General features: G+C 59.6%; 17 protein-coding genes and 2 tRNA genes. 13 read left to right on the forward strand and 6 right to left on the reverse strand.

What is annotated here, in order from left to right; genetic code table 11:
* Positions 1–87 precede the first annotated feature (87 nt).
* The 9 genes from NMA52_RS06535 to ruvB all read left to right on the forward strand — a co-directional run bounded on the left by NMA52_RS06535 (position 88) and on the right by ruvB (position 9986).
* Positions 88–3051, forward strand: coding sequence for a SusC/RagA family TonB-linked outer membrane protein (locus NMA52_RS06535; protein WP_254826852.1), 2964 nt, complete (start codon positions 88–90; stop codon positions 3049–3051).
* A 24-nt stretch (positions 3052–3075) separates the two neighbouring features.
* Positions 3076–4413: a RagB/SusD family nutrient uptake outer membrane protein gene (locus NMA52_RS06540; protein WP_254826853.1), complete on the forward strand. Its 1338-nt coding sequence runs from the start codon at positions 3076–3078 to the stop codon at positions 4411–4413.
* Positions 4414–4519: 106 nt separating this feature from the next.
* Positions 4520–4711 carry a hypothetical protein gene (locus tag NMA52_RS06545; protein WP_254826854.1) on the forward strand — a complete coding sequence of 64 codons (192 nt, stop codon included), beginning with the start codon at positions 4520–4522 and terminating at the stop codon, positions 4709–4711.
* Positions 4712–4779: 68 nt separating this feature from the next.
* Positions 4780–5316 carry an NADPH-dependent FMN reductase gene (locus NMA52_RS06550; RefSeq protein ID WP_254826855.1) on the forward strand — a complete coding sequence of 179 codons (537 nt, stop codon included), beginning with the start codon at positions 4780–4782 and terminating at the stop codon, positions 5314–5316.
* Between the two features lie 30 nt (positions 5317–5346).
* Positions 5347–7929 carry a type I DNA topoisomerase gene (topA, locus tag NMA52_RS06555; RefSeq protein WP_254826856.1) on the forward strand — a complete coding sequence of 861 codons (2583 nt, stop codon included), beginning with the start codon at positions 5347–5349 and terminating at the stop codon, positions 7927–7929.
* A gap of 32 nt (positions 7930–7961) precedes the next feature.
* Positions 7962–8294 (forward strand): DUF3467 domain-containing protein, encoded by a 333-nt coding sequence (locus NMA52_RS06560; protein ID WP_254826857.1) that lies wholly within the window; start codon positions 7962–7964, stop codon positions 8292–8294.
* A gap of 75 nt (positions 8295–8369) precedes the next feature.
* A tRNA-Val gene (locus tag NMA52_RS06565) sits at positions 8370–8444 on the forward strand.
* A gap of 15 nt (positions 8445–8459) precedes the next feature.
* Positions 8460–8536: transfer RNA gene (locus NMA52_RS06570), tRNA-Pro, on the forward strand.
* A gap of 421 nt (positions 8537–8957) precedes the next feature.
* The gene (gene ruvB, locus NMA52_RS06575; RefSeq protein ID WP_254826858.1) at positions 8958–9986 is read left to right on the forward strand and encodes a Holliday junction branch migration DNA helicase RuvB; all 1029 of its coding nucleotides are present in this window, start codon (positions 8958–8960) and stop codon (positions 9984–9986) included.
* A 20-nt stretch (positions 9987–10006) separates the two neighbouring features.
* Here the strand turns inward: ruvB and NMA52_RS06580 are convergent, their stop codons facing one another.
* From NMA52_RS06580 to panC, 5 genes are all read right to left on the reverse strand, one after another.
* Positions 10007–11470, reverse strand: coding sequence for a hypothetical protein (locus NMA52_RS06580; RefSeq protein WP_254826859.1), 1464 nt, complete (start codon positions 11468–11470; stop codon positions 10007–10009).
* A gap of 116 nt (positions 11471–11586) precedes the next feature.
* Positions 11587–12597 (reverse strand): aspartate-semialdehyde dehydrogenase, encoded by a 1011-nt coding sequence (locus NMA52_RS06585; protein WP_254826860.1) that lies wholly within the window; start codon positions 12595–12597, stop codon positions 11587–11589.
* A gap of 151 nt (positions 12598–12748) precedes the next feature.
* A complete protein-coding gene (locus NMA52_RS06590) occupies positions 12749–13264 on the reverse strand; it encodes a fasciclin domain-containing protein (RefSeq protein ID WP_254826861.1) in 516 nt (171 codons plus the stop codon).
* Positions 13265–13495: 231 nt separating this feature from the next.
* On the reverse strand, positions 13496–13843 hold the full coding sequence (panD, locus tag NMA52_RS06595; RefSeq protein WP_254826862.1) for an aspartate 1-decarboxylase: 348 nt from the start codon (positions 13841–13843) through the stop codon (positions 13496–13498).
* A gap of 56 nt (positions 13844–13899) precedes the next feature.
* Positions 13900–14769: a pantoate--beta-alanine ligase gene (gene panC, locus NMA52_RS06600; RefSeq protein ID WP_254826863.1), complete on the reverse strand. Its 870-nt coding sequence runs from the start codon at positions 14767–14769 to the stop codon at positions 13900–13902.
* A gap of 166 nt (positions 14770–14935) precedes the next feature.
* Here panC and NMA52_RS06605 point away from each other — a divergent pair, with 166 nt between their 5' ends.
* The 4 genes from NMA52_RS06605 to NMA52_RS06620 all read left to right on the forward strand — a co-directional run bounded on the left by NMA52_RS06605 (position 14936) and on the right by NMA52_RS06620 (position 20011).
* Positions 14936–15760: a glycogen/starch synthase gene (locus NMA52_RS06605; protein ID WP_254826864.1), complete on the forward strand. Its 825-nt coding sequence runs from the start codon at positions 14936–14938 to the stop codon at positions 15758–15760.
* A gap of 138 nt (positions 15761–15898) precedes the next feature.
* Entirely contained in the window at positions 15899–17287 is a 1389-nt protein-coding gene (locus NMA52_RS06610; RefSeq protein ID WP_254826865.1) for a DUF4270 family protein, read from the forward strand.
* A gap of 121 nt (positions 17288–17408) precedes the next feature.
* Entirely contained in the window at positions 17409–19247 is a 1839-nt protein-coding gene (glmS, locus tag NMA52_RS06615) for a glutamine--fructose-6-phosphate transaminase (isomerizing) (RefSeq protein ID WP_254826866.1), read from the forward strand.
* Between the two features lie 68 nt (positions 19248–19315).
* Positions 19316–20011, forward strand: a complete 696-nt coding sequence (locus NMA52_RS06620; protein WP_254826867.1) for a DUF4290 domain-containing protein — start codon at positions 19316–19318, stop codon at positions 20009–20011.
* A gap of 87 nt (positions 20012–20098) precedes the next feature.
* Here NMA52_RS06620 and rpsT read toward each other — a convergent pair whose 3' ends face one another.
* Entirely contained in the window at positions 20099–20353 is a 255-nt protein-coding gene (gene rpsT, locus NMA52_RS06625; protein ID WP_254826868.1) for a 30S ribosomal protein S20, read from the reverse strand.
* Positions 20354–20359: the final 6 nt, after the last annotated feature.

The following is a 20359-nucleotide window of genomic DNA, read 5'->3' on the forward strand; positions in this document are numbered from 1 at the left end:
CCTTTCGGAGTACGGGGCGGGTCCTCCAAATCACCAACCTTTTTCTTAACAATTCATAGTATGAAGTCATTTAAACTTTTAGTTTGGGTGCTACTCCTCGGGAGTTTCAGCACCCTACAGGCCCAGCAGGCCATCACCGGTTCGGTGGTGGACGATAGTGGGATTGGCCTCATCGGTGCTACCATCCTGGTTAATAATACCACCACGGGTACGGTCACCGATCTCGACGGCAATTTCGCGCTCGAAGTCCCGGCTGGCGCCCGCGCCCTAACCATCTCCTATACGGGTTTCACGACTCAGCGCGTACCGTTGGTGGATAACCAGACGGTTTATAATATCACCCTCGCCGAAGACGGCATCGGACTGGATGAGGTTGTGGTAGTTGGCTATTCGCCCGTTCGCCGTAAGGACCTGGTGGGCGCGGTAAGCTCCATTAGTGCTGACGACGTGAACGCGGAGGCAGGTGCCACCGTGCAATCCGCCCTGCGTCAGGCCGCCGGTGTGGTAGTTCAGCAGAGCAACGGTGCTCCCGGTGCCGGATACAACATTCGCGTCCGTGGGGTAACCTCCATCAACGCTTCCAACGAGCCCCTTTTCGTCGTCGACGGTGTACCGGTAATCTCGGGCGACCTCTCCCAGCAGGGCGTAGGTGGTCAGGGAACCAACGCACTGGCCGACATCAACCCCGCCGACATCGAGTCGATGGAAGTCCTGAAGGACGCCTCGACCACCGCAATCTACGGTAGCCGGGCGGCCAACGGTGTTGTACTCATCACCACCAAGTCCGGTAAGTCCGGCAAGACCCGCATCAACGTCAACTCCACCTACGGATTCAACGAGCTGCCGAATATGATCGACGTGGTCGATGGTGCTACGTACAACGAGTACCTCAAGGAGCGTTACGGTGCTACCGCTAACGCCTTCGGCATGGACTCCACCGTCAGCAGCAACTGGCAGGAGCTCATCTTCGACCGCAACCCCGTCACCAGCCAGCAGCTAAGCATCAGCGGAGGTGACCAGAAAACCAAGTTCTACGGTTCGCTGGGTTACGACGACAACCAGGGTGCCCTGAACGGTACGCGCTTCAAGCGCTATAGCGGCCGCCTCAACCTCGACCACACCGCTTCGGACAAGCTGGCCCTCAATATGAACTTGGGCTACACCAACTCCAATAACAAGCGGATCCAGGGTGACAACAACATCTACGGAGCCGTTTCCGCGGCCATTCTGCTTCCCCCCACCGTACCCGTTCGTAACGAAGATGGTACCTACGGTTCGGCCTTCGGTCTGGAGAACCCCGTAGCCGCTACGGAAGTGTACGAGAACCGTGCCCTGACCAACCGCATCATCGGTAACGCCTCGGCCACCTTCTTCCCGATCGAAGCCATCGCCCTGAAGGCCAAGCTGGGGGTTGACAACGTCAACTACCGCGAGAACGTCTTCGAGCCGAGCACCCTGCAGTCCACCGCTCAGGGCCAGATCGTCGAAAGCAGCAACGTGCGCACCCGGATCATCAGCGAGTACACCGCTACCTACAACGGTAACGTCGGAGACTTCAACCTGAACTCCACGATCGGTGCCATCTTCCAGCGCGACGACATTCGCCGCAACTTCTTCGAGACCAACGACCTGCCGAGCGACAACTTCCCCAGTGCCGATGCCGCCGCTACCCCGTCGACCATCGCCGGTGATAAGTTCGGCAGCACCCTGCAGTCATACATCGCCACCGTTAACGTGAACAACGGCGGCCTTTACGTCACCGCTTCGTTCCGGGCTGACGGATCCAGCCGCTTCGTCAACGATCGCTGGGGCTACTTCCCCGGTATCGCAGCCGGTTACGACTTCGCTTCCAGCGAAATGGTCGGCCCCTTCGAGCAGCTTAAACTGCGTGCCAGCTACGGACAGACCGGTAACAACAACATCGGTGACTTCGCTACCCGCCCCCTCTTCGCCGGCGGAGCTTCCTACCTGACCACTCCCGGTATTTCCCAATCGCAGCTCGGTAACCCCGACCTCGTGTGGGAGACGACCACTCAGTTCAACGCCGGTCTTGACGTTGCCATCCTGACCAACCGTATTGGTGCGTCCTTCGACTTCTACGTGAAGAACACCGACGACCTGATCCTGAACCGCCCCATCCCGACCACCTCCGGATTCGGAACCGTGGTATCCAACGTCGGTAGCATGCGCAACACCGGCCTGGAAGCCTCGCTGACCTTCGTGAACGTACAGCAGGCCGACTTTACCTGGAACACCACCCTGACCGGTGCGTACAATAAGAACGAAGTAACGGCCCTGTTCAACGATCAACCGCAGGACTTCGGTTTTGCCACCCGTCTGGCCGTAGGCCAGCCCGTAGGTTCCTTCTTCGGTCTGGTAACCGACGGTATCTACCAGAATCAGGCCGAGATCGACGCCGACAACGCCCTGAGCGACGACCGCGACTACATCGTAGGTGCAAAGCCCGGTGACTTCCGCTTCGTAGACCAGAACAACGATGGCATCATCAACGACGACGACCGCACCTTCATCGGCAAGGCGCTTCCCGACTTCACTGGTGGTGTAAACAACAAACTGGCGTACAAGGGCCTCGAGCTGGATTTCTTCTTCCAGTTCAGCCTCGGTAACGAAGTGTACAACAACAACCTGGCTTTCGCCGAGGGCCTGAACTCCGTCTTCGCCCCCACCGTCCGCGCCTACGAAGGTGCCTGGCGCATGGAAGGCGACGGCGACGACTTCCCCCGCATTACCGGTGGCGCGTCGGCTGACAACAACCGTCAGGACTCCGACCGCTACGTAGAGGATGGTTCTTTCGTTCGTCTGAAGACGGCCACCCTGGCTTACAATATTCCGAGCAACGTACTGAGCCGCGCCGGAATCGACCAACTGCGTCTCTTCGTATCGGGTACCAACCTGATCACCTGGACGGACTACAGCTGGTTTGACCCCGAGGTAAATGCTTTCGGCGACAGCAACGTGGCCCTGGGCACCGACTTCCTCACGCTCCCCATTTCCCGTACCGTTGAATTCGGTATAAATCTGGGATTCTAAGCCACCCCCAAAAAATTGACAACAATGATTAAGCAGATATTTCGCATTACTTCGGGAGTAGCCCTCGCCGCCCTTACGCTGGGTTGCGATGATTTCTCCCTGGACGCGGTCCAACCGATCGACTCCGTCCCCCTCAATCTAGCCGTCACCGATGCCAAGTCGGCCGGTGCCGCCCGCGCCGGTGTTTACAACGAACTGCAGGACGCTACGCTGACCTTTGATGGTTACGTCGCTTCCTATACCTACTTCAGCGACGACAGCGACTGGACGGGCACCTTCCCTACCCGGGCGCAGTTCGATAACTACAACGTACTGCCCTCCAACGGTACCATGGCGTCCGTATGGGCTGACTACTACGACGTGATCAATACGGCCAACAACCTGCTGGACGTACTGCCCGGCGTGGAAGATGCCTCCCTCACGGAATCTACCCGCAACAGCCTGCTGGCGGAAGCCCGCTTCGGACGTGCCATCGCGTACTTCCACCTCGTCACCGGATGGGGCGGCGTACCGATCGTACTCACCCCCACCGTCGGCGTTGGCGAAGAACTCAATGTTCCCGCCTCCACCGCCGCCGACGTGTACGCACAGGTCATCGAGGACGCGCAATTCGCCGCCGACAACCTCGGTACCGGTTCGCTGGGTATGAACCCCGCCGCCGCTAACGCCCTCCTCGCCCGTGTTGCCCTGATGCAGGGTCGCTACGACGATGCCGGTGCCTTCGCCACCTTGGCCATCGGAGCCGATTACGACCTGACGACCGTGCCTTACCTGGAGGATGAGATCTTCTACCTGAAGTTCAGCTCCACCGACGGACAGAGCAACGCCTTCTTCTTCGGTGCCAGTGGTATCGGTGCCAGCCGCTACTCCATCGCCCCGAGCCAGAAGCTGGACGATGCCTACGAGGAAGGTGACGAGCGCCGCGATCTTTCCATCGCCTTCACGGACGGTGGTGTACGTTACGGCATCAAGTACGACGACTTCCAGGCCGCCGCCGGTTCGCAGAACGACCCCATCTACTTCTTCCGGGCCGCCGAGCAGGTGCTGATCCTGGCCGAAGTAGCCGCCCGCAACGGTGATTTCGATACCGCCGACAAGTGGATCAACCAGGTCCGCAATCGTGCCGGTCTCGACGACATCGAACTGGACGCCGACAACTTCGAGGACGCCATCCTGCAGGAGCGCTTCGTGGAACTGGCCATGGAAGGTGGATTCCGCCTCTGGGACCTTCGCCGCACCGGCCGTGCCGTCTCCACCCTCGGTCCCGACGGTTACGACCCCTGTGACGATGTATGGCCTTTCCCCCAGGACAACATCGACACCAACACCGCGCTGCAGCAGAACAACTGCTGCAACTGCTAGACCTTCCGTTTAGCAGCGTGTACGACGCCCCGCTTCCTCCCCGGAAGCGGGGCGTTTTGTTTACTTTCACCTGGTGAGCGTACGCAGACCAAAAATATTACTGTGTTTGGCCGGATTACTGGCCGTCGTGCTCCTGCTCTACGGCATGTCCGCAAGTGAGATCGGCAGCGAAGCGATCAGAGGCGGCAACGGTAGCGGCAGCGTAGTGACGTTCCGGATATCCTCCGCCCTTCCCATCGGCATTATCGGACTGATGGCCACCGCGGTGGCTTACCGAATCGGTCTGGCCCGGGACTAAGTCGGCACGGCTCCCGCGGCCCCGCCCCGAAATTCGTTGTACGTTTGTGGGGCCCTAAATCCTGCCACATGATTACCGTCATTTCCGGTACCAATCGGCCCGAAAGCCGTACCCTGCTTTTCGCCACCCACTTCGCGGAGGTATTGCGGGAGATGGGGCAGCAGGTGGAGGTACTCAATATGGAGGAGTTGCACCACGGGTACTTCGCCGGCAAAATGTACGACCCGCTGGGTCACGACGATCAGCTGGTGGCGTGGCAGCGACGGTACATCGGGCCCGCCCGGAAATTTGCGGTATTCGTGCCGGAGTACAACGGAAGCTATCCGGGAGTCATGAAACTTTTCATCGATGCTATTTCGGTCATCGATTACGACGGCAACTTCAAGAACAAGCACGTAGCCCTGGTGGGGGTCTCGTCCGGTCGGGCGGGCAACCTGCGGGGGATCGATCACCTGGCCGACGTCTTTGCCCACATGGGGGCCTGGATCCTCCCGAATCGGCTGCCCCTGTCGAGTGTCGAGTCCCTGCTCACGGACGACAAGTTGACCGACGAAGAAACTAAAAAGACCCTTATGCGGCACGCTGAGCAACTTATTGCCGCCTAGAATCGTAACCAAAGAGGAACGAAAACACCTATGTCGAAGCATTTACTCATCGTTGAGTCCCCCGCCAAAGCGAAAACCATAGAAAAGATCCTAGGGAAGGAATATACCGTCAAGTCCTCCTTCGGGCACATACGTGACCTGGACAAGGGCGACGGAGCCGTGGACGTGGAGCGGGACTTCGCTACGAAGTATGTCGTGTCCCCCGAGAAGCGTAAGGTCGTCAAGGACCTGAAGGCCGCGGTGAACAAGGTCGATACGGTCTGGCTCGCGACGGACGAAGACCGCGAGGGGGAAGCCATCAGCTGGCACCTTTGCGAAGTGCTCAAATTGCCGGTAGACAGTACGAAGCGGATCGTCTTCCGCGAGATCACCCCGCCCGCCATCAAGGCGGCGATCGGTAATCCGCGTACGGTGGACGTAAATCTGGTGAACGCCCAACAGGCCCGCCGGGTACTCGACCGGTTGGTCGGCTACGAACTGTCCGGAGTGCTCTGGAAAAAGGTTAAATTCGGCCTGAGTGCCGGCCGGGTTCAATCCGTGACCGTCAAACTCGTCGTGGAGCGCGAGCGTGAGATCATGGGCTTCGAGCCTTCGCCGTTCTTCCGGGTCAACGCCATCTTTACCGTGCGCAACGAGCAGGGCAAGGAAGTCGACCTGAAGGCGGAGAGTCCCGATCGCTTCGATGACCGGCAGTCGGCCGAGGCGTTCCTGAAGCGGTGCATCGGCGCCAAATTCAGCATCAGCGACATCGAGGTGAAGCCGGCGAAGCGCAAACCCGCCCCGCCCTTCACCACGTCTACGCTGCAGCAGGAGGCCAGCCGCAAGTTGTACATGAACGTGGAGCGGACCATGCGGGTCGCCCAGCGACTGTACGAGGCGGGCCTGATCACGTACATGCGTACCGACAGCATCAGCCTGTCGGAAACCGCCCTGCAGGCCATCGAGGCGGAAGTGACCAAGGAGTACGGTGCCCGCTACAGCAAGGTGCGTCGGTTCAAGAGTAAAAAGAAGGACGCCCAGGAGGCGCACGAAGCCATTCGCCCGAGTTACGTGGATCGCCACACCATCAGTCAGGGCGACCGCGACGAGCAGCGGCTCTACGAGTTGATCTGGAAGCGGACCGTCGCCAGCCAGATGGCCGACGCCGAACTTGAAAAGACTACGGTAAACATCGCGATCGACAAGGCTCCCGACGCCCGGCTGCGCGCCCAGGGCGAAGTGCTGAAGTTTGACGGCTTTCTCAAGCTCTACATCGAGAGCAACGACGACGACGAGGAAGACGAAACCACCGACGGTATCCTGCCGCCCCTAACGAAGGGTCAGGTGCTGCCGCTGCGGGAGATGACGGCGATTCAGCGGTTCACCCGCCCGCCGGTCCGGTACACGGAAGCTTCCCTGGTGAAGAAACTGGAAGAACTCGGCATCGGACGCCCGTCGACCTACGCGCCGACGGTTTCCAAGATCATGGATCCCAAGCGCGGATACGTGACGCGGGAGAACCGCGACGGCGAAGAGAGAACCTATGATGTCCTTACCCTCCGCGAGGGTTCCATCACGGCGGAGCAAAAAACGGAAGTGACGGGTACGGTAAAGAATCGCCTCTTTGCCAGCGACATCGGCATGGCCGTCAGCGACTTCCTTGACGAGCACTTCGAGAACGTGATGACCTACGCGTTTACCGCCGAGATCGAGGATAAGTTTGACGAAATCGCCGACGGGAAAGTGACCTGGACGCAGATGCTGCAGGACTTCTATTATCCCTTCCACGAAACCGTCGAGGAAACCACCGAGAGTGCCGAACGGGTAACCGGCGAGCGGATCCTCGGCACCGACCCGCTCACGAAGAAGACGGTGCTCGTCCGCCTCAGCCGGAACGGTCCGGTCATTCAGCTCGGCGCGCCCGACGAGTTGGTGCCCGAAGAAAAACCCCGCTACGCCAACCTGCCGGCCAACACCAGCATGGAGGAAATCGACCTGGAAACCGCCCTGCCCCTCTTCGAACTGCCCAAGGTGCTGGGCGAGATCGAAGGACGGGAAACCGCCGTCGGCATCGGTCGCTTCGGCCCCTACGTGCGCTGGGGAGAGACTTTCATTAGTCTCCCAAAGGGCGGTGATCCCCATAGCGTAACCCTGGCCGACGCCAAAGAAATGGTGGCGGAGAAGAAAAAGGCCGACGCGCCGGTGATGACCTACAAGGGACAGGACGTGACCCAGGGTGCCGGTCGGTTCGGCCCCTTCCTGAAGTGGAACGGTATGTTCATCAACATTCCCAAGCGGTACAATCCCGAGAAGCTGAGCAAAGACGATATGATCGAGCTTATTCAGGCGAAGGAAGAAAAAGAAGCTAACCGCTACATCCAGCGCTTCGAGGCCGACAAGATCGATGTCGAGCAGGGTCGCTGGGGACCCTTCATTCGCTTCAAGAAAAAGTCGCTGAAGTTGCCGACGGTCGACGGCAAAAAGATGACCCGCGAGCAAGCGTCGGAGTTGTCGCTCGAGGAAGTGAAGAAGATCATCGAGGAGCAGGTGCCCAACGCCTTTAAAAGCAAGGCCAAAGCCGCTCCCAAGAAGAAGGCGCCCGCTAAGAAAAAAGCGGCGGCCAAGAAGAAGTAAGCCGCTACCCTACTCACCAACTACGACGGATCATGGCCGAAGACAAGAAGAAACAGCAACCGCAGAATCAACTCAGCATTGATCTGCCGGAAGATATCGCCGAAGGCGTCTACTCCAACCTGGCGATCATTACCCACTCCAGTTCGGAGTTCGTAGTCGACTTCGTAAGGATCGTCCCCAATACCCCCAAGGCCCGGGTAAAGAGCCGGGTGATACTCACGCCGGAACATGCCAAGCGGTTGCTGGCCGCACTGGCCGACAACGTGCAGAAGTACGAGCGACAGTTCGGCGTGATCAACCACAGTACCGGTAATAACGGTCCGCAGTTTCCCCCGACCAGTTTTACCCCTACGGCTCAGGCCTAAACGGGTAAAAATTTGCCGCGATTACTTTTGCGCTCCCGACGGTAGTCGTATATTTGCAGCCGCTTAGATAGTGACGGTCGATTAGCTCAGTTGGTTTAGAGCGTTGCATTGACATTGCAGAGGTCACTGGTTCGAATCCAGTATCGACCACCGTTAAGAAGAATTCGGGATGTGGCGCAGCCCGGTAGCGCACACGCCTGGGGGGCGTGGGGCCGCTGGTTCGAATCCAGTCATCCCGACCACACCAGAAAGGTCAGTCTGCTCGCAGACTGGCCTTTCGTGGTTTTACCGGTAAGCGGAAGGGATATAGAGAAGCGATGGATTTGTTTGCGCCCTCACTTTCAGTAATTTACACATTTTTAGTGGCCGCAAGTGACCTTCACCGCGCGGAACAATGGGACGAAAAGTGTCCTTGTTTTCTCCTCCGCCCTACCCCATCTTTGTATCATCACTTAGCCGGGAGACTTTTCCCGGCGCCCGCACCAGCATACGATTTTGACCATTCCTAGTAACCCAAAAATGTCAATACGTATGATCGAGGATGAACTGTTCTGAGCGGGCTGCCTACGGTACGTCGTTCGGCGGGCGAAGTGTCGCATAGGTCACTTCGCCCCTGGTTTTTTTGGATATTTCCCACAAAATGTTTCGTAACTTGCGGTCGATATGAATCAGCATTTAGACCCATCCGCCGCAAGGCTCAGCACCGAAGACGGTGCCATGGAACGGGCCCTCCGTCCGGACAGCCTGAGCGAGTTCAGCGGTCAGCCCAAGATCGTCGATAACCTGAAGATTTTCATCCAGGCGGCGGTGCAACGGGGCGATTCGCTCGACCACGTTCTGCTCCACGGCCCCCCCGGTCTGGGCAAGACGACCCTGAGCCACATCATCGCCAACGAGTTGGGAGCCGAACTGAAGCTCACCAGCGGCCCGGTCCTCGAAAAACCGGGCGACCTGGCGGGTCTGCTCACCAACCTCAACGAGGGGGACGTGCTCTTCATCGACGAAATTCACCGCCTCAATAACGTCGTGGAGGAATACCTCTATTCCGCCATGGAGGACTACCGCATCGACATCATGATCGATAGCGGCCCCAACGCCCGTTCGGTACAGATCAATCTGAACCCCTTCACCCTGGTCGGGGCCACTACGCGTATGGGGCTTCTCACGGCACCGATGCGGGCCCGTTTCGGAATCAACTGTCTACTCGACTACTACGACGTCCACACGCTGGTGAACATCATCAAGCGGTCCTGCGAGATCATGGCCGTCCCCATCACCGAAGACGGTGCCCAGGAGATTGCCCGGCGCAGTCGCGGCACGCCCCGCATCGCAAATGCCCTGCTGCGGCGGATCCGTGACTTTGCCCAGGTTAAGGGCAACGGCACCATCGATAAGGGCATCGCCGACTACGGCCTGGCGGCCCTGAACGTCGACGAAGGCGGGCTAGACGAGATGGACAACAAGATCCTCGACGCCATTATCCATAAGTTTAAGGGGGGACCCGTGGGCGTGTCCACGATCGCCACGGCCGTCGGCGAGGAAACCGGCACCATCGAGGAGGTGCATGAACCCTTCCTGATCATGGAGGGCTACCTGATGCGTACGCCGCGCGGCCGGCAGGCTACGGAAAAGGCGTACCACCACATCGGTGCTACGCCTCCCGGGACGGTCAATACTTTATTCGAATTCTAGCGAATCGGATCTGAACTGACCTATTCTTCTTCCGCGATCACCTGAGCGGCGGCCTTCACGGTATCCACCGCCTGCTGCACGCCGTGCTCCGCGGCTTCGATCCCGCGGTCAATCTGTTGGGTAACCTGATTCAGGAGGGACGGGGCCGGCGTACGCTGCGCTTTTTCCCTGCGCGGCGGCTCCGTCTCACCGGCCATTACCGCACTGAAGGCGGCGAAATTCGCGATCACGTCGGTCGGCGGTGCCTGCCGCAGTTCCTTGCGGTCGGCCTTGGCCTGCTTCTTACCCGACTTGATGGCTGCGGCGGCCGCGGCTAGCTTAGCTTCTTCCTCCGGGCTGAGGTTACGGTTGGCCATATCGGCGGCAATCTTCGCCCGCGCGGCCTCCTTGGCCTGCCGTTCGGCCTGCTTGCGGGCCTGCTTTTCGGCGCGCTTCTTGTCTTTTTCGATGCGGGCTTCGAGCATGGACTTGGTCTTGACCATATCCGCCAGCTTATCGTTCTTGCTCTTGATCCGGCTTTCGATCATGAGGATCTTCGCCTGGCGGATCTGCGCCTCCAGTTGGCCGTCCGTGCGCTCGATGCGGCGGCGTTCGAACTTGAGATCCTCCTCATCGCGGGCGATGCTTTTCTGCATACGATCCATGGCCTTCAGTAGCCCCTGGTAGCGAGATTCGTTACGGCTCGTAGCGGCGGCGGCTGCTCCCGCGCCGTCTCCCGTACCCTGGCCGCGCTTCTCCTTGACCTGCTTGAACGCGGCGTCGATGCGGGCGTAAACCTCGTCGCGATCGTTCTTGGTGAACTTGACGCCGTGGAATTTGCGCTGCAATTCTCGCAGTTCCTGAAATACCTTGTTGAGGTGGGTGCCCTCGCCGATACGCTTCTCTACGTCCTCCAGCAGGCCGGCGAATTTGGCCTTCTGCTTCTTGCTTTCCTCCTCATACTGGGCGTTCACGGCCTGCCGGAGCTCCTTCAGCTTGGCGAATACGGCATCCGACCGCTTGCGCAGTTCGTTGCCCTGCTCGCGCATGAGGGTCTTGTCCTGCAACTGCGACTGTACCTTCTGCCAGAAAGCCTTCGCTTGGTTCCACAGTTCACTGCTGTAGGCCCCGGCGCGGTCGATCCGGTCTTCCATTTCCGCCAGTTCGCTGCGGTAGGTCTGGGCCAGTTTCTCGCTCAGCACGTTGAAGTGCCACTCCGTCTGCGCGCGTACCACCATATCGGTCTGTTCGGCGCGGAGGTCGTCGGGCAGGAGGGATTCCGTGACGCTGAGTTCGCGGGCGATCACGCGGTCGGGTTCGGGCAGGCCCTCGGCGTCTTCCCCCTTCCGCCACTTATCCATGAAGGCGGTGTATACCTCGTCGGTTACGACCTTCTCGGGGAAGGTGTGGATACGCACGATGTTATCCTCTACCTGAAGCTCGATGGTAATGAGGACTCGTTTTTCCTGGGCGTCACGCCCCCAGACGGCAATTCGGTTTCGCATGGCGATGGTCGTCTCCACCGACGGAGCGCGGGATCGGCTCCTACCGGTGAGTGTAGTGATGTAGTGGTCGAAGGTACAACGTGCCCCCCGGATATGAGTTTTAGCGGAGGGGGTGCTCAGACCGTTACCTCCCGACCGATCAGATTGTTCTCCAGCAGGTACTCGGCGATCTGTACGGCGTTGGTAGCGGCCCCCTTGCGGAGATTGTCGGCCACGATCCACAGATTGAGGCCGTTGGCGATGCTTTCGTCGCGGCGTATGCGGCCCACGAATACCTCGTCGCGGTGCTTGGCCAGCAGCGGCATGGGGTAGACGTTATTGGCTGGATCGTCCTGCAGGACCACGCCGGGGACTTCGGCCAGGAGTTCCCGGACCCGCTCCACCGTGAAGGGGCGTTCGAATTCCACGTTTACGCTCTCACTGTGGCCACCGTGTACGGGTACGCGCACGGCCGTTGCGGTGATGGCGATGTCGTCGCTGCCCAGGATCTTGCGGGTCTCGTGGACCAGCTTCATTTCTTCCTTCGTGTAGTCGTTATCGAGGAATACGTCGCAGTGCGGGATACAGTTTTCGAAGATCGGATAGTGGTAGGCCGGTTCTTCACTCCGCTCACCGTCGCGCTCGGCCGTGTACTGACGAACGGCCTTGACGCCGGTGCCGGTGAAGGATTGATAGGTTGAAATTACCAGGCGCTTGATGCCGAATTCCCGGTGCAGGGGGGCCAGGGCTACGACCATCTGGATGGTGGAGCAATTCGGGTTGGCGATGATCAGATCGTCGGCGGTGAGTTCGTCGGCATTTACCTCGGGGACTACGAGTTTCTTCGTGGGGTCCATGCGCCAGGCGCTGCTGTTATCGATCACTACGGTGCCCACTTCGGCAAACTTAGGGGCCCACTCCAGGCTGGTAGACCCGCCGGCGGAAAAGATGGCTACGTCGCAGCGGGCGTCCACCGCGTCCTGCAGCGATACCACGGTGTATTCCTTCCCGCGGTACTCGATCCGCTTGCCCACCGAACGCTCGGAAGCTACCGGCAGCAACTCGGTGATCGGGAAGTCGTGCTCCTTCAGTACTTCAAACATTACGCCACCGACCAGACCGGTAGCACCCACAACGGCAACTTTCATCTTACGTAGTTTTCGGAACCAACAAAAGTAATACACGGGGCGGGGACGCGGGAGCCGGCCACTCCCGGAAGAGCAAACAAAAGCGGCCCCGATTTACAACTTCGGAGCCGCTTCAGTGGACGTCGGACGGGATAGCCCGGCCCGTAAGTGATTAGTGGTCGCCGTGGAGAGTATCCAGGTCGACCCCTTCCGGGATCAGTACCTGATCGATGAGGTAGATGTCGCCGTTCGAGGCGGACAGGTTCTCACCGATGGTAACTTCGTCTCCATTCAGTACGCTGGCGAGGAGATCGTTTGAGCTCTGATCGGAACTGTTCACCAGATGGTGCTCCAGGAGCACGACCAGCGTTTCGACGTTCTCCGGCAGCAGCAGGGCGTTCAGCAGACCCTCGGGCAGGGCGGCGAAGGCGGCGTCCGTGGGAGCCAGCAGGATGAACTGGCCATCGGCATCGAGCGCGTCGGTCAGTCCGGCGGCCTCCAGCGCCGATTTCAGCGTGGTGGTTTCCGCGTGGTCGGCGATAATTTCCCCGATGGTGGCGGAGCCTACGGCGTCGGCGGCCTCCGTTGGCATATCGTCGGTCATGGGAACTTCCTCCTGGGCGTGCACGCCCGTGGAGAGGATGAATACGGTGGCCAGTGCCAGGAGATAACTGAATAAGGACTTCATACTCGGTTGGTTTAATGAAGAATAAAGCAACCGGGGTCCGCGCATTCACGGTGGATCACGCGCGTAGTTCGAGGGGATTAACCGTCAAGTTCGGGGGAAGTTGATATTTATAATCACCAACAATGTTAAATATTTTCCCAAACATTGGTCCTTGGGATATACGTTGCTCCCGCGCCCCGCCGCCCGGGAAAAATTTTCAATCTTATCGGTGGTGGTACGGGGGAGCGTGGTCTAATTCAGGCGATTGTGTTCTCCCGGGAAGGCGACCTTAGGTTCGAACGCGCGTGCTTCCTCCTCGGTCATGTAACCGTAAGCGATAATGATGACCGTATCTCCGACCTGGCACCGGCGCGCCGCGGCACCGTTGAGGCAGATGATGCCGGAGCCTTCTTCTCCGCGAATGGTGTAGGTTTCTATTCGCTCGCCGTTGTTGTTGTTTACGATCTGCACTTTTTCTCCCTCGAGGATGCCGGCCGCGTCGAGCAGCTGACCGTCGATGGTGATGCTGCCGACGTAGTTGAGATTGGCCTCGGTGACGGTAGCGCGGTGAATCTTTCCTTTAAAACGTTGAATGAGCATGGTCGGGGTAAAATTGGGCTGAAGTGGGTGCCGGCTTAGAAACGCGCGGCCGTCGGTTAGGGTTGGGCGGGGGGAACGATGCGATTGTCGATGAGCCGTACGCGGCCTACCCGCACGGCCGTAGCTACGACGAGCTCCCGGACCGGATCGCCATCCTGGTACGGCAGGAGAGTATCCCCGTCAAAAACCTCGACGTATTCGGGGTTTAGGAGGGGTAGTTGGTGCATGGTAGCCGTGGCGATTCGTTCGAGTTCGCGGGCGGGCCAGCCGACCTGTAGGCCCGCCACTACGGCGGCAAGCTGGCCGTTGATGGCCCCGGCGGCGCGCCGTTCTTCGGGTTGCAGGAGGCGGTTGCGACTACTCAGGGCCAGGCCGTCCGGCTCCCGGACCGTGGGTACGGTACTCACCACTACCCTACTGCCGATCAGTTCGATCATGCGTCGGATCACGGCTACCTGCTGGTAATCCTTCTGGCCCAGATACAGCACGTGGGGATCGACGATCTCCAGCAGCCGGTGGACGACCTGAGCAACGCCGCCGAAGTGGCCGGGGCGTTGGATGCCCTCCATGCGGGTGGTAAGGCTGCCGAATTCGAGCCGATCCGTCAGGCGTTCGGCGGTGCCGGCCGGGTATACGTCCTCCACTCCGGGCATGTACAAAAAGTGACACCCGCTGGCCTCCAGGAGGGCAATGTCGGCTTCCGGGGTACGCGGATAGGCCGTCAGGTCGGCGCCCTCGGTGAACTGCGTGGGGTTGACGAAGATGCTGACCACCGTAAGGTCCTGCTCCTCCACGCTGCGCCGCACCAGCGTGGCGTGGCCCCGGTGGAGGGCACCCATCGTGGGCACGAAGCCGATGCGCTGCCCCCGCCGGCGGGCGGCGGAAAGGAGGCCGGTAAGCTCGGCGGCGGTGGTGAACGTTTGCAAATCAAATACTGCTTGGGGGCGGGCCGGGCCGCTAACGGCCGGCGAAGATAGGGGGTGTCCACAATATTTTGTAACTTTGCCCCCCGCGGAGCTGGCGTAATCGGCTCCCGTACCGGGGCGCAATGGCGGCTCGGTCCGTCAATAACCTGCAACGCGATCATAAGATATGAGCAAAACTAAGGTGCTGATTGTTACCCAGGAAATGGATCCCTATACGGAACTGACTGAGATAGCTACTACCGTGCGGGCCCTGGCCCCCTACCTACAGAAAAACCAGATGGAAATCCGCGTGCTGATGCCACGCTACGGCACCATCAACGAACGTCGCCACCGCCTACACGAGGTCGTGCGACTTTCCGGAATGAACATTATTGTCGACGACGATGACTACCCGCTGATCATTAAGGTGGCTTCCCTGCCCGACAAGGGCGTACGGATGCAGGTTTACTTCCTGGACAACGAGGACTTCTTCAAGCGCAAATTCGTCCACGTCGATAAGGCGGGCAATCCCTTCGACGATAACGCCGACCGGGCCGTATTCTTCAGCAAAGGCGTGATCGAGACCGTTCGTAAATTCGGCTGGCCGCCCGACATCATCCACGTCCACGGCTGGATGACGAGCCTGATCCCCTTCTACCTCCGTACGGCCTACAAGAACGAGCCCCTGTTCAAGAACAGTAAGATCGTATACAGCCTCTACGAAAGCGGCCCCGAAAATCACATCACCGATGACTTCGCCATGAAGGCGAGCATCAACGCCCTGAGCGAGGACGACCTGGCCCCTTACCTCGAGGACGGCAAGCCCGCACTGCACCGCGGGGCCATCAAGTATAGCGACGCCGTCATCCGGGGTAGTGCCGAAATGGACGACTCCCTGGTCGCCGCGCTGACCAGTGCCGATATCCCCGTACTGAACGTCCAGGGCGAGGAAGCACCGAAGGCCAGCGTAGAGTTCTACCGGGAACTGCTGGCCGCCGAAGTCGAAAAGTAACCAACCCCACCGCAGCCGCGGCCGTCTATATTATGACACCTACGAGTCCTTCCTTTATCCGGGGAAGGACTCGTTTACTTTTTCCGGGATCAGCGCAATCGCCCCGATGGCCGTATCCCCCTCTACAGATCAGACTAAATGAAGCCTACCCTCAGCTTTTTCACCCTCGCGCTCCTCCTTACCGGCTGTACCGACCCCATCACCGTCGGGTCCGACCTGCTGGACGACGATCGGGCGGAGACGGGGGAGACGACCGATGTCGCCTTCACGACCCGGGTCGTGCGGGAAGACAGTCTCTTTACCTTCAACGGCCTGAACCCTACGGCTCCGGGCACTTTCACCTTCGGGCAAATCGAAGATGCCAACTTCGGCCAGGCCCGGCACAGCGTCTACCTGGTACCCCGGCTTCCGCGCAACGCCAGCGGTCTTCCCGTGGTTCCCTTATTTACCCAGCGTCCGGACATCACGATCGATTCCGCCGTGCTGATCATTCCCATCGACACGGCCCGGGCGTTTTACGGCGCGGGTCGCACCTTCGCCGTGCGTGGGACGGAGATCTCCGCCCCCATTCCCTTCGATGAGGATGCCTACAGTACCTTCTCTACGGCCACCAACGGAATCGACTTGCTCGGAGAAAACAGCTTTACCGCTTCGGTAACTCCCACCCAGGTGCGGGACACGGCCATTACCGGCAATTCCTTCCGCCGGGCCCACGTGCGCATTCGCATGGGGCAAGCCTTCATCGATCTGATCAGGAACCTGCCGTCATCGGCTTACGATGCGGATTCCACCTTCCGCGACAATTTTGCCGGACTTTACCTCGAGCCTCAGGAGAACAGCAATGCCCTCGTGACCTTGCTCCCCGGAGAAGTCGCCGCTACCTCCGCCGATACCCTTTACAACGGATTCAACATCTACTACCGCGACACCACCGACGCGCCGGCGGAGTACCGCATCAGCTTCCGACAGGTGCTTCCCAACTATGCTTACGATTTCAGCAACTCGCTGGTCGGCCAGTTGCTGGACGGGAACGATGATAACGACCTGACCGCCCTCGTGGGCCAGGGGGGCGTTGTCACCCGCCTCGATTTCACCGACCTGAGTGCGCTAAGCGATCGCGTGATCAATCGGGCGGAACTAGAAATCCCCGTCGCCGACGTGGACGGCGTCACCTACACGGACTTTCCCCTGCCGAGCCGGGTGGAGTTGTGGTACCGCCCCAGCAGCGATGCGGAGTTGACGGTGATCACCGATCGTTTCGAGCTGAACCGCACCGGGGCCAGCCTGGCCAACATCTACAACTTTCTGGACGGTCGCCTGCGGACCGAGAACGGACTGCGGCTCTACGCCCCGGCCTTTACGGTGCATATGCAACGGATGGTGGACGGAGAAGTGCCGCCGACGGTTTATCTTCGCGTGACACCCCTGGAGAGCACCGAATTTCGGGCCGGCCGGGCCTTCCTCAACGGTCCCGCAAGCGCCGAGAATCCGGCCCGGGTAAGGATCACCTTCACCCAGCTGGATTAGCGCGGGCAACTAAGCGCCCGGGAATTCCGTTTGACCTCACGGGACCTTTACCTCACCGGGTCATTGCCCACGTTCAGCTACCGAGGCTCCACCCCCATAAACACCCTCAACACTCTTCTTTATGTGTGGAATTGTAGGATACATCGGCCACCGCCAGGCCGACGCTCTGATTATCAAAGGACTGGAACGTTTGGAATACCGTGGCTACGACAGCGCCGGTATCGCCGTCCTGAACGATAAACTGTCGATCTGGAAGAAAAAGGGGAAGGTAGCGGCACTGCGTAAAGAGATCGCCCAGAACGATACCCGGGGTACGGTTGGCATCGGCCATACGCGCTGGGCAACCCACGGGGAGCCTAACGATACGAATGCTCACCCCCACACCGGCGGCAGCGGCCGGCTGGCGCTGGTCCACAATGGCATCATCGAAAACTACGCCGTCCTGAAGAACGCCCTCATCGCCGAAGGCCACACCTTCGAGAGCGAGACGGACACCGAGGTACTGGTCCACCTCATCGAAGAGATTCAGGACGAGGGCGACCTGGCCCTGGAAGAGGCCGTTCGTCTGGCCCTGAACCGGGTGGAGGGAGCCTACGCCATTGCCGTGGTCGACAGCCGCAACCCCAGCATCCTCGTGGGTGCCCGCAAAGCCAGCCCCCTGGTCGTAGGCATCGGCGAGGGAGAGTATTTCATCGGCTCCGATGCTTCTCCCTTTCTCGACAGTACCCGCCGCGTGGTCTACCTCGACGACAACCAGATCGCCAGTATCACCCTGGAGCACGGGCTGCAGATCAAGAATACCGAAAACGAAACCCAGCCCCCCTTCATCCAGACCCTCGATATGCAGATCGAGGCCCTGGAAAAGAATGGCTACGAGCACTTCATGCTCAAGGAGATTTACGAACAGCCGACGACGATCTACGACGCCATGCGTGGACGTATCAGCAGCAAGGAGAACCGGGTTACGCTGCGGGGACTGGAGGAATACGCCAACCGCTTCGTCCGCGCCAACCGGATCATCATCGTAGCGTGTGGTACCAGCTACCACTCCGGCCTGATCGGCGAGTACCTCATCGAAGACCTGGCCCGCATTCCCGTGGAAGTGGAGTACGCCAGCGAATTCCGCTACCGCAACCCAATCATCAACGAGCGTGATATCGTTATCGCCCTCAGTCAGAGCGGGGAAACCGCCGACACCATGGCCGCCCTCGAACTCGCGAAGAGCAAGGGTGCCATGATCTACGGCATCGTAAACGCGGTCGGCAGCAGCATCGCGCGGCTGACGGATGCCGGTAGCTACATTCATGCCGGACCCGAGATCGGCGTAGCCAGTACCAAGGCCTTCACCGGACAGGTGACCGTCCTGACCCTGCTGGCCCTCAGTATGGCCCAGAAGCTGAGCACCATTAGCAACACCACCTTCCAGACCCTGGTCACCGAACTGGAACGCATCCCCGATAAGGTCAAGGAATGCCTGAAGGCGAATGACCACATTCGCTACATCGCCAAGGAAGTGATGCACCACCACAACGCCCTCTACCTCGGCCGGGGATACAACTTCCCGGTAGCTCTGGAGGGAGCGCTGAAGCTCAAGGAAATCAGCTACATACACGCCGAAGGATATCCGGCCGCCGAAATGAAGCACGGCCCCATCGCCCTGATCGACGAAACGATGCCCGTCATCGTCACCGCGACCAACCGCTCCGCCTACGAAAAGATCGTAAGCAACGTGCAGGAAGTCCTTGCCCGCAAGGGCATGGTCATTGCGGTGGTCAATGAAGGCGAGACCGCCATCAGTAGTATCGCCAACCACGTGATTCACATACCGGACACCGAAGAACAACTCTCCCCCCTCCTTTCAGTCATCCCCCTCCAACTGCTGAGCTACCACATCGCCGTCGAACTGGGCCGCAACGTAGACCAGCCCCGCAACCTTGCTAAGTCGGTCACCGTTGAATAAGCCGGGTTCGCACACTCACCCCACGCCCGCACTCGGATGGCCCCTACACGCTTTAACAACTACCTCGTATGAAATGGGACATAGATTATAATACCAGCAACGCCGAACTCATCTACAGCGAATACGGACGCACCGTCCAGGAATTGCTGCAGAAGGCAAACGAAATCGAACAGGATGACGAGCGCCAGGCCTACGTGGAGCGCGTCATCAAGCTGATGCTGCAGATGCAACCGAGCGTCAAGCAGCAGGAGAACTACGAGGAGCGCCTCTGGAAACATGCCTTCCGCATTGCCGGCGGAGAACTGAACGTGACCGTCCCCGAAGGCATCAACGCAACTCCGGACCCCGAGGGCGTCACGCCCGAACCTCTACCCTACCCCGACACCAACAAGCGCATGTTGCACTACGGGAAGAACGTCCTCGCCCTGATCGAGGAAGGAAAAAAGATGGAAGACGGACCGGAGCGCGATCTGGTGACCTACACGGCTGCTTATTACATGAAAGTAGCCCTGTCCGACTGGCGTGATGGCAAGTTTTACAACGAGGACATGATCCGCAAGGACCTCTACGAGATCAGCGATAAGGTGCTCGTACTCCCACCCGACGCCAAGATCGGCGAACCCAGCGGCAACCAGCCGTCTCAGGACAATGGATCCCGGCGCAAAAAGAAGAAAAAGAAGAGCGGCGGCGGTGGCGGCGGCGGTAGCAACAACCGTAGCCGGGGCTCCAGCAGCCGGAGCAGTCGCAACCGGCGGCGGCGCTAACTCCGCCCCTACTTACCCTTCCGGTGCCTACGAAAAAAGCCCCGCTACATCAGGTGTAGCGGGGCTTTTTAGTGCAGCGGATAAGACCTAGGCCATCCGGTTAACGTGCTGAGCGAGACCGCTCTTCAGGTTGGCTGCCTTGTTCGCGTGCCATAGGTTGCGCTTCGCCAGGCGATCGATCATACTGAAGAGGCGCGGAAGCTGCTTTTCGGCTTCGCTGCGATCCTCGAGATCCCGCAACTTGCGGATGGCCGTACGGGCCGACTTCTTATAGTAACGGTTGTGCAGACGCTTTCTCTCGTCCTGACGAATGCGCTTTTTAGCAGACTTATGGTGTGCCATTGGTAT

It is taken from the genome of Lewinella sp. JB7 (assembly GCF_024297185.1).
Lineage (GTDB): Bacteria > Bacteroidota > Bacteroidia > Chitinophagales > Saprospiraceae > Neolewinella.

Coding starts and splice junctions, on each gene's coding strand:
- ruvB (WP_254826858.1), top strand. CDS start 8,958: ATGAATCAGCATTTAGACCCATCCGCCGCAAGGCTCAGCACCGAAGAC.
- NMA52_RS06540 (WP_254826853.1), top strand. CDS start 3,076: ATGATTAAGCAGATATTTCGCATTACTTCGGGAGTAGCCCTCGCCGCC.
- NMA52_RS06620 (WP_254826867.1), top strand. CDS start 19,316: ATGAAATGGGACATAGATTATAATACCAGCAACGCCGAACTCATCTAC.
- NMA52_RS06580 (WP_254826859.1), bottom strand. CDS start 11,470: ATGCGAAACCGAATTGCCGTCTGGGGGCGTGACGCCCAGGAAAAACGA.
- NMA52_RS06585 (WP_254826860.1), bottom strand. CDS start 12,597: ATGAAAGTTGCCGTTGTGGGTGCTACCGGTCTGGTCGGTGGCGTAATG.
- glmS (WP_254826866.1), top strand. CDS start 17,409: ATGTGTGGAATTGTAGGATACATCGGCCACCGCCAGGCCGACGCTCTG.
- NMA52_RS06590 (WP_254826861.1), bottom strand. CDS start 13,264: ATGAAGTCCTTATTCAGTTATCTCCTGGCACTGGCCACCGTATTCATC.
- NMA52_RS06605 (WP_254826864.1), top strand. CDS start 14,936: ATGAGCAAAACTAAGGTGCTGATTGTTACCCAGGAAATGGATCCCTAT.
- topA (WP_254826856.1), top strand. CDS start 5,347: ATGTCGAAGCATTTACTCATCGTTGAGTCCCCCGCCAAAGCGAAAACC.
- rpsT (WP_254826868.1), bottom strand. CDS start 20,353: ATGGCACACCATAAGTCTGCTAAAAAGCGCATTCGTCAGGACGAGAGA.
- panD (WP_254826862.1), bottom strand. CDS start 13,843: ATGCTCATTCAACGTTTTAAAGGAAAGATTCACCGCGCTACCGTCACC.
- NMA52_RS06560 (WP_254826857.1), top strand. CDS start 7,962: ATGGCCGAAGACAAGAAGAAACAGCAACCGCAGAATCAACTCAGCATT.
- NMA52_RS06610 (WP_254826865.1), top strand. CDS start 15,899: ATGAAGCCTACCCTCAGCTTTTTCACCCTCGCGCTCCTCCTTACCGGC.
- NMA52_RS06550 (WP_254826855.1), top strand. CDS start 4,780: ATGATTACCGTCATTTCCGGTACCAATCGGCCCGAAAGCCGTACCCTG.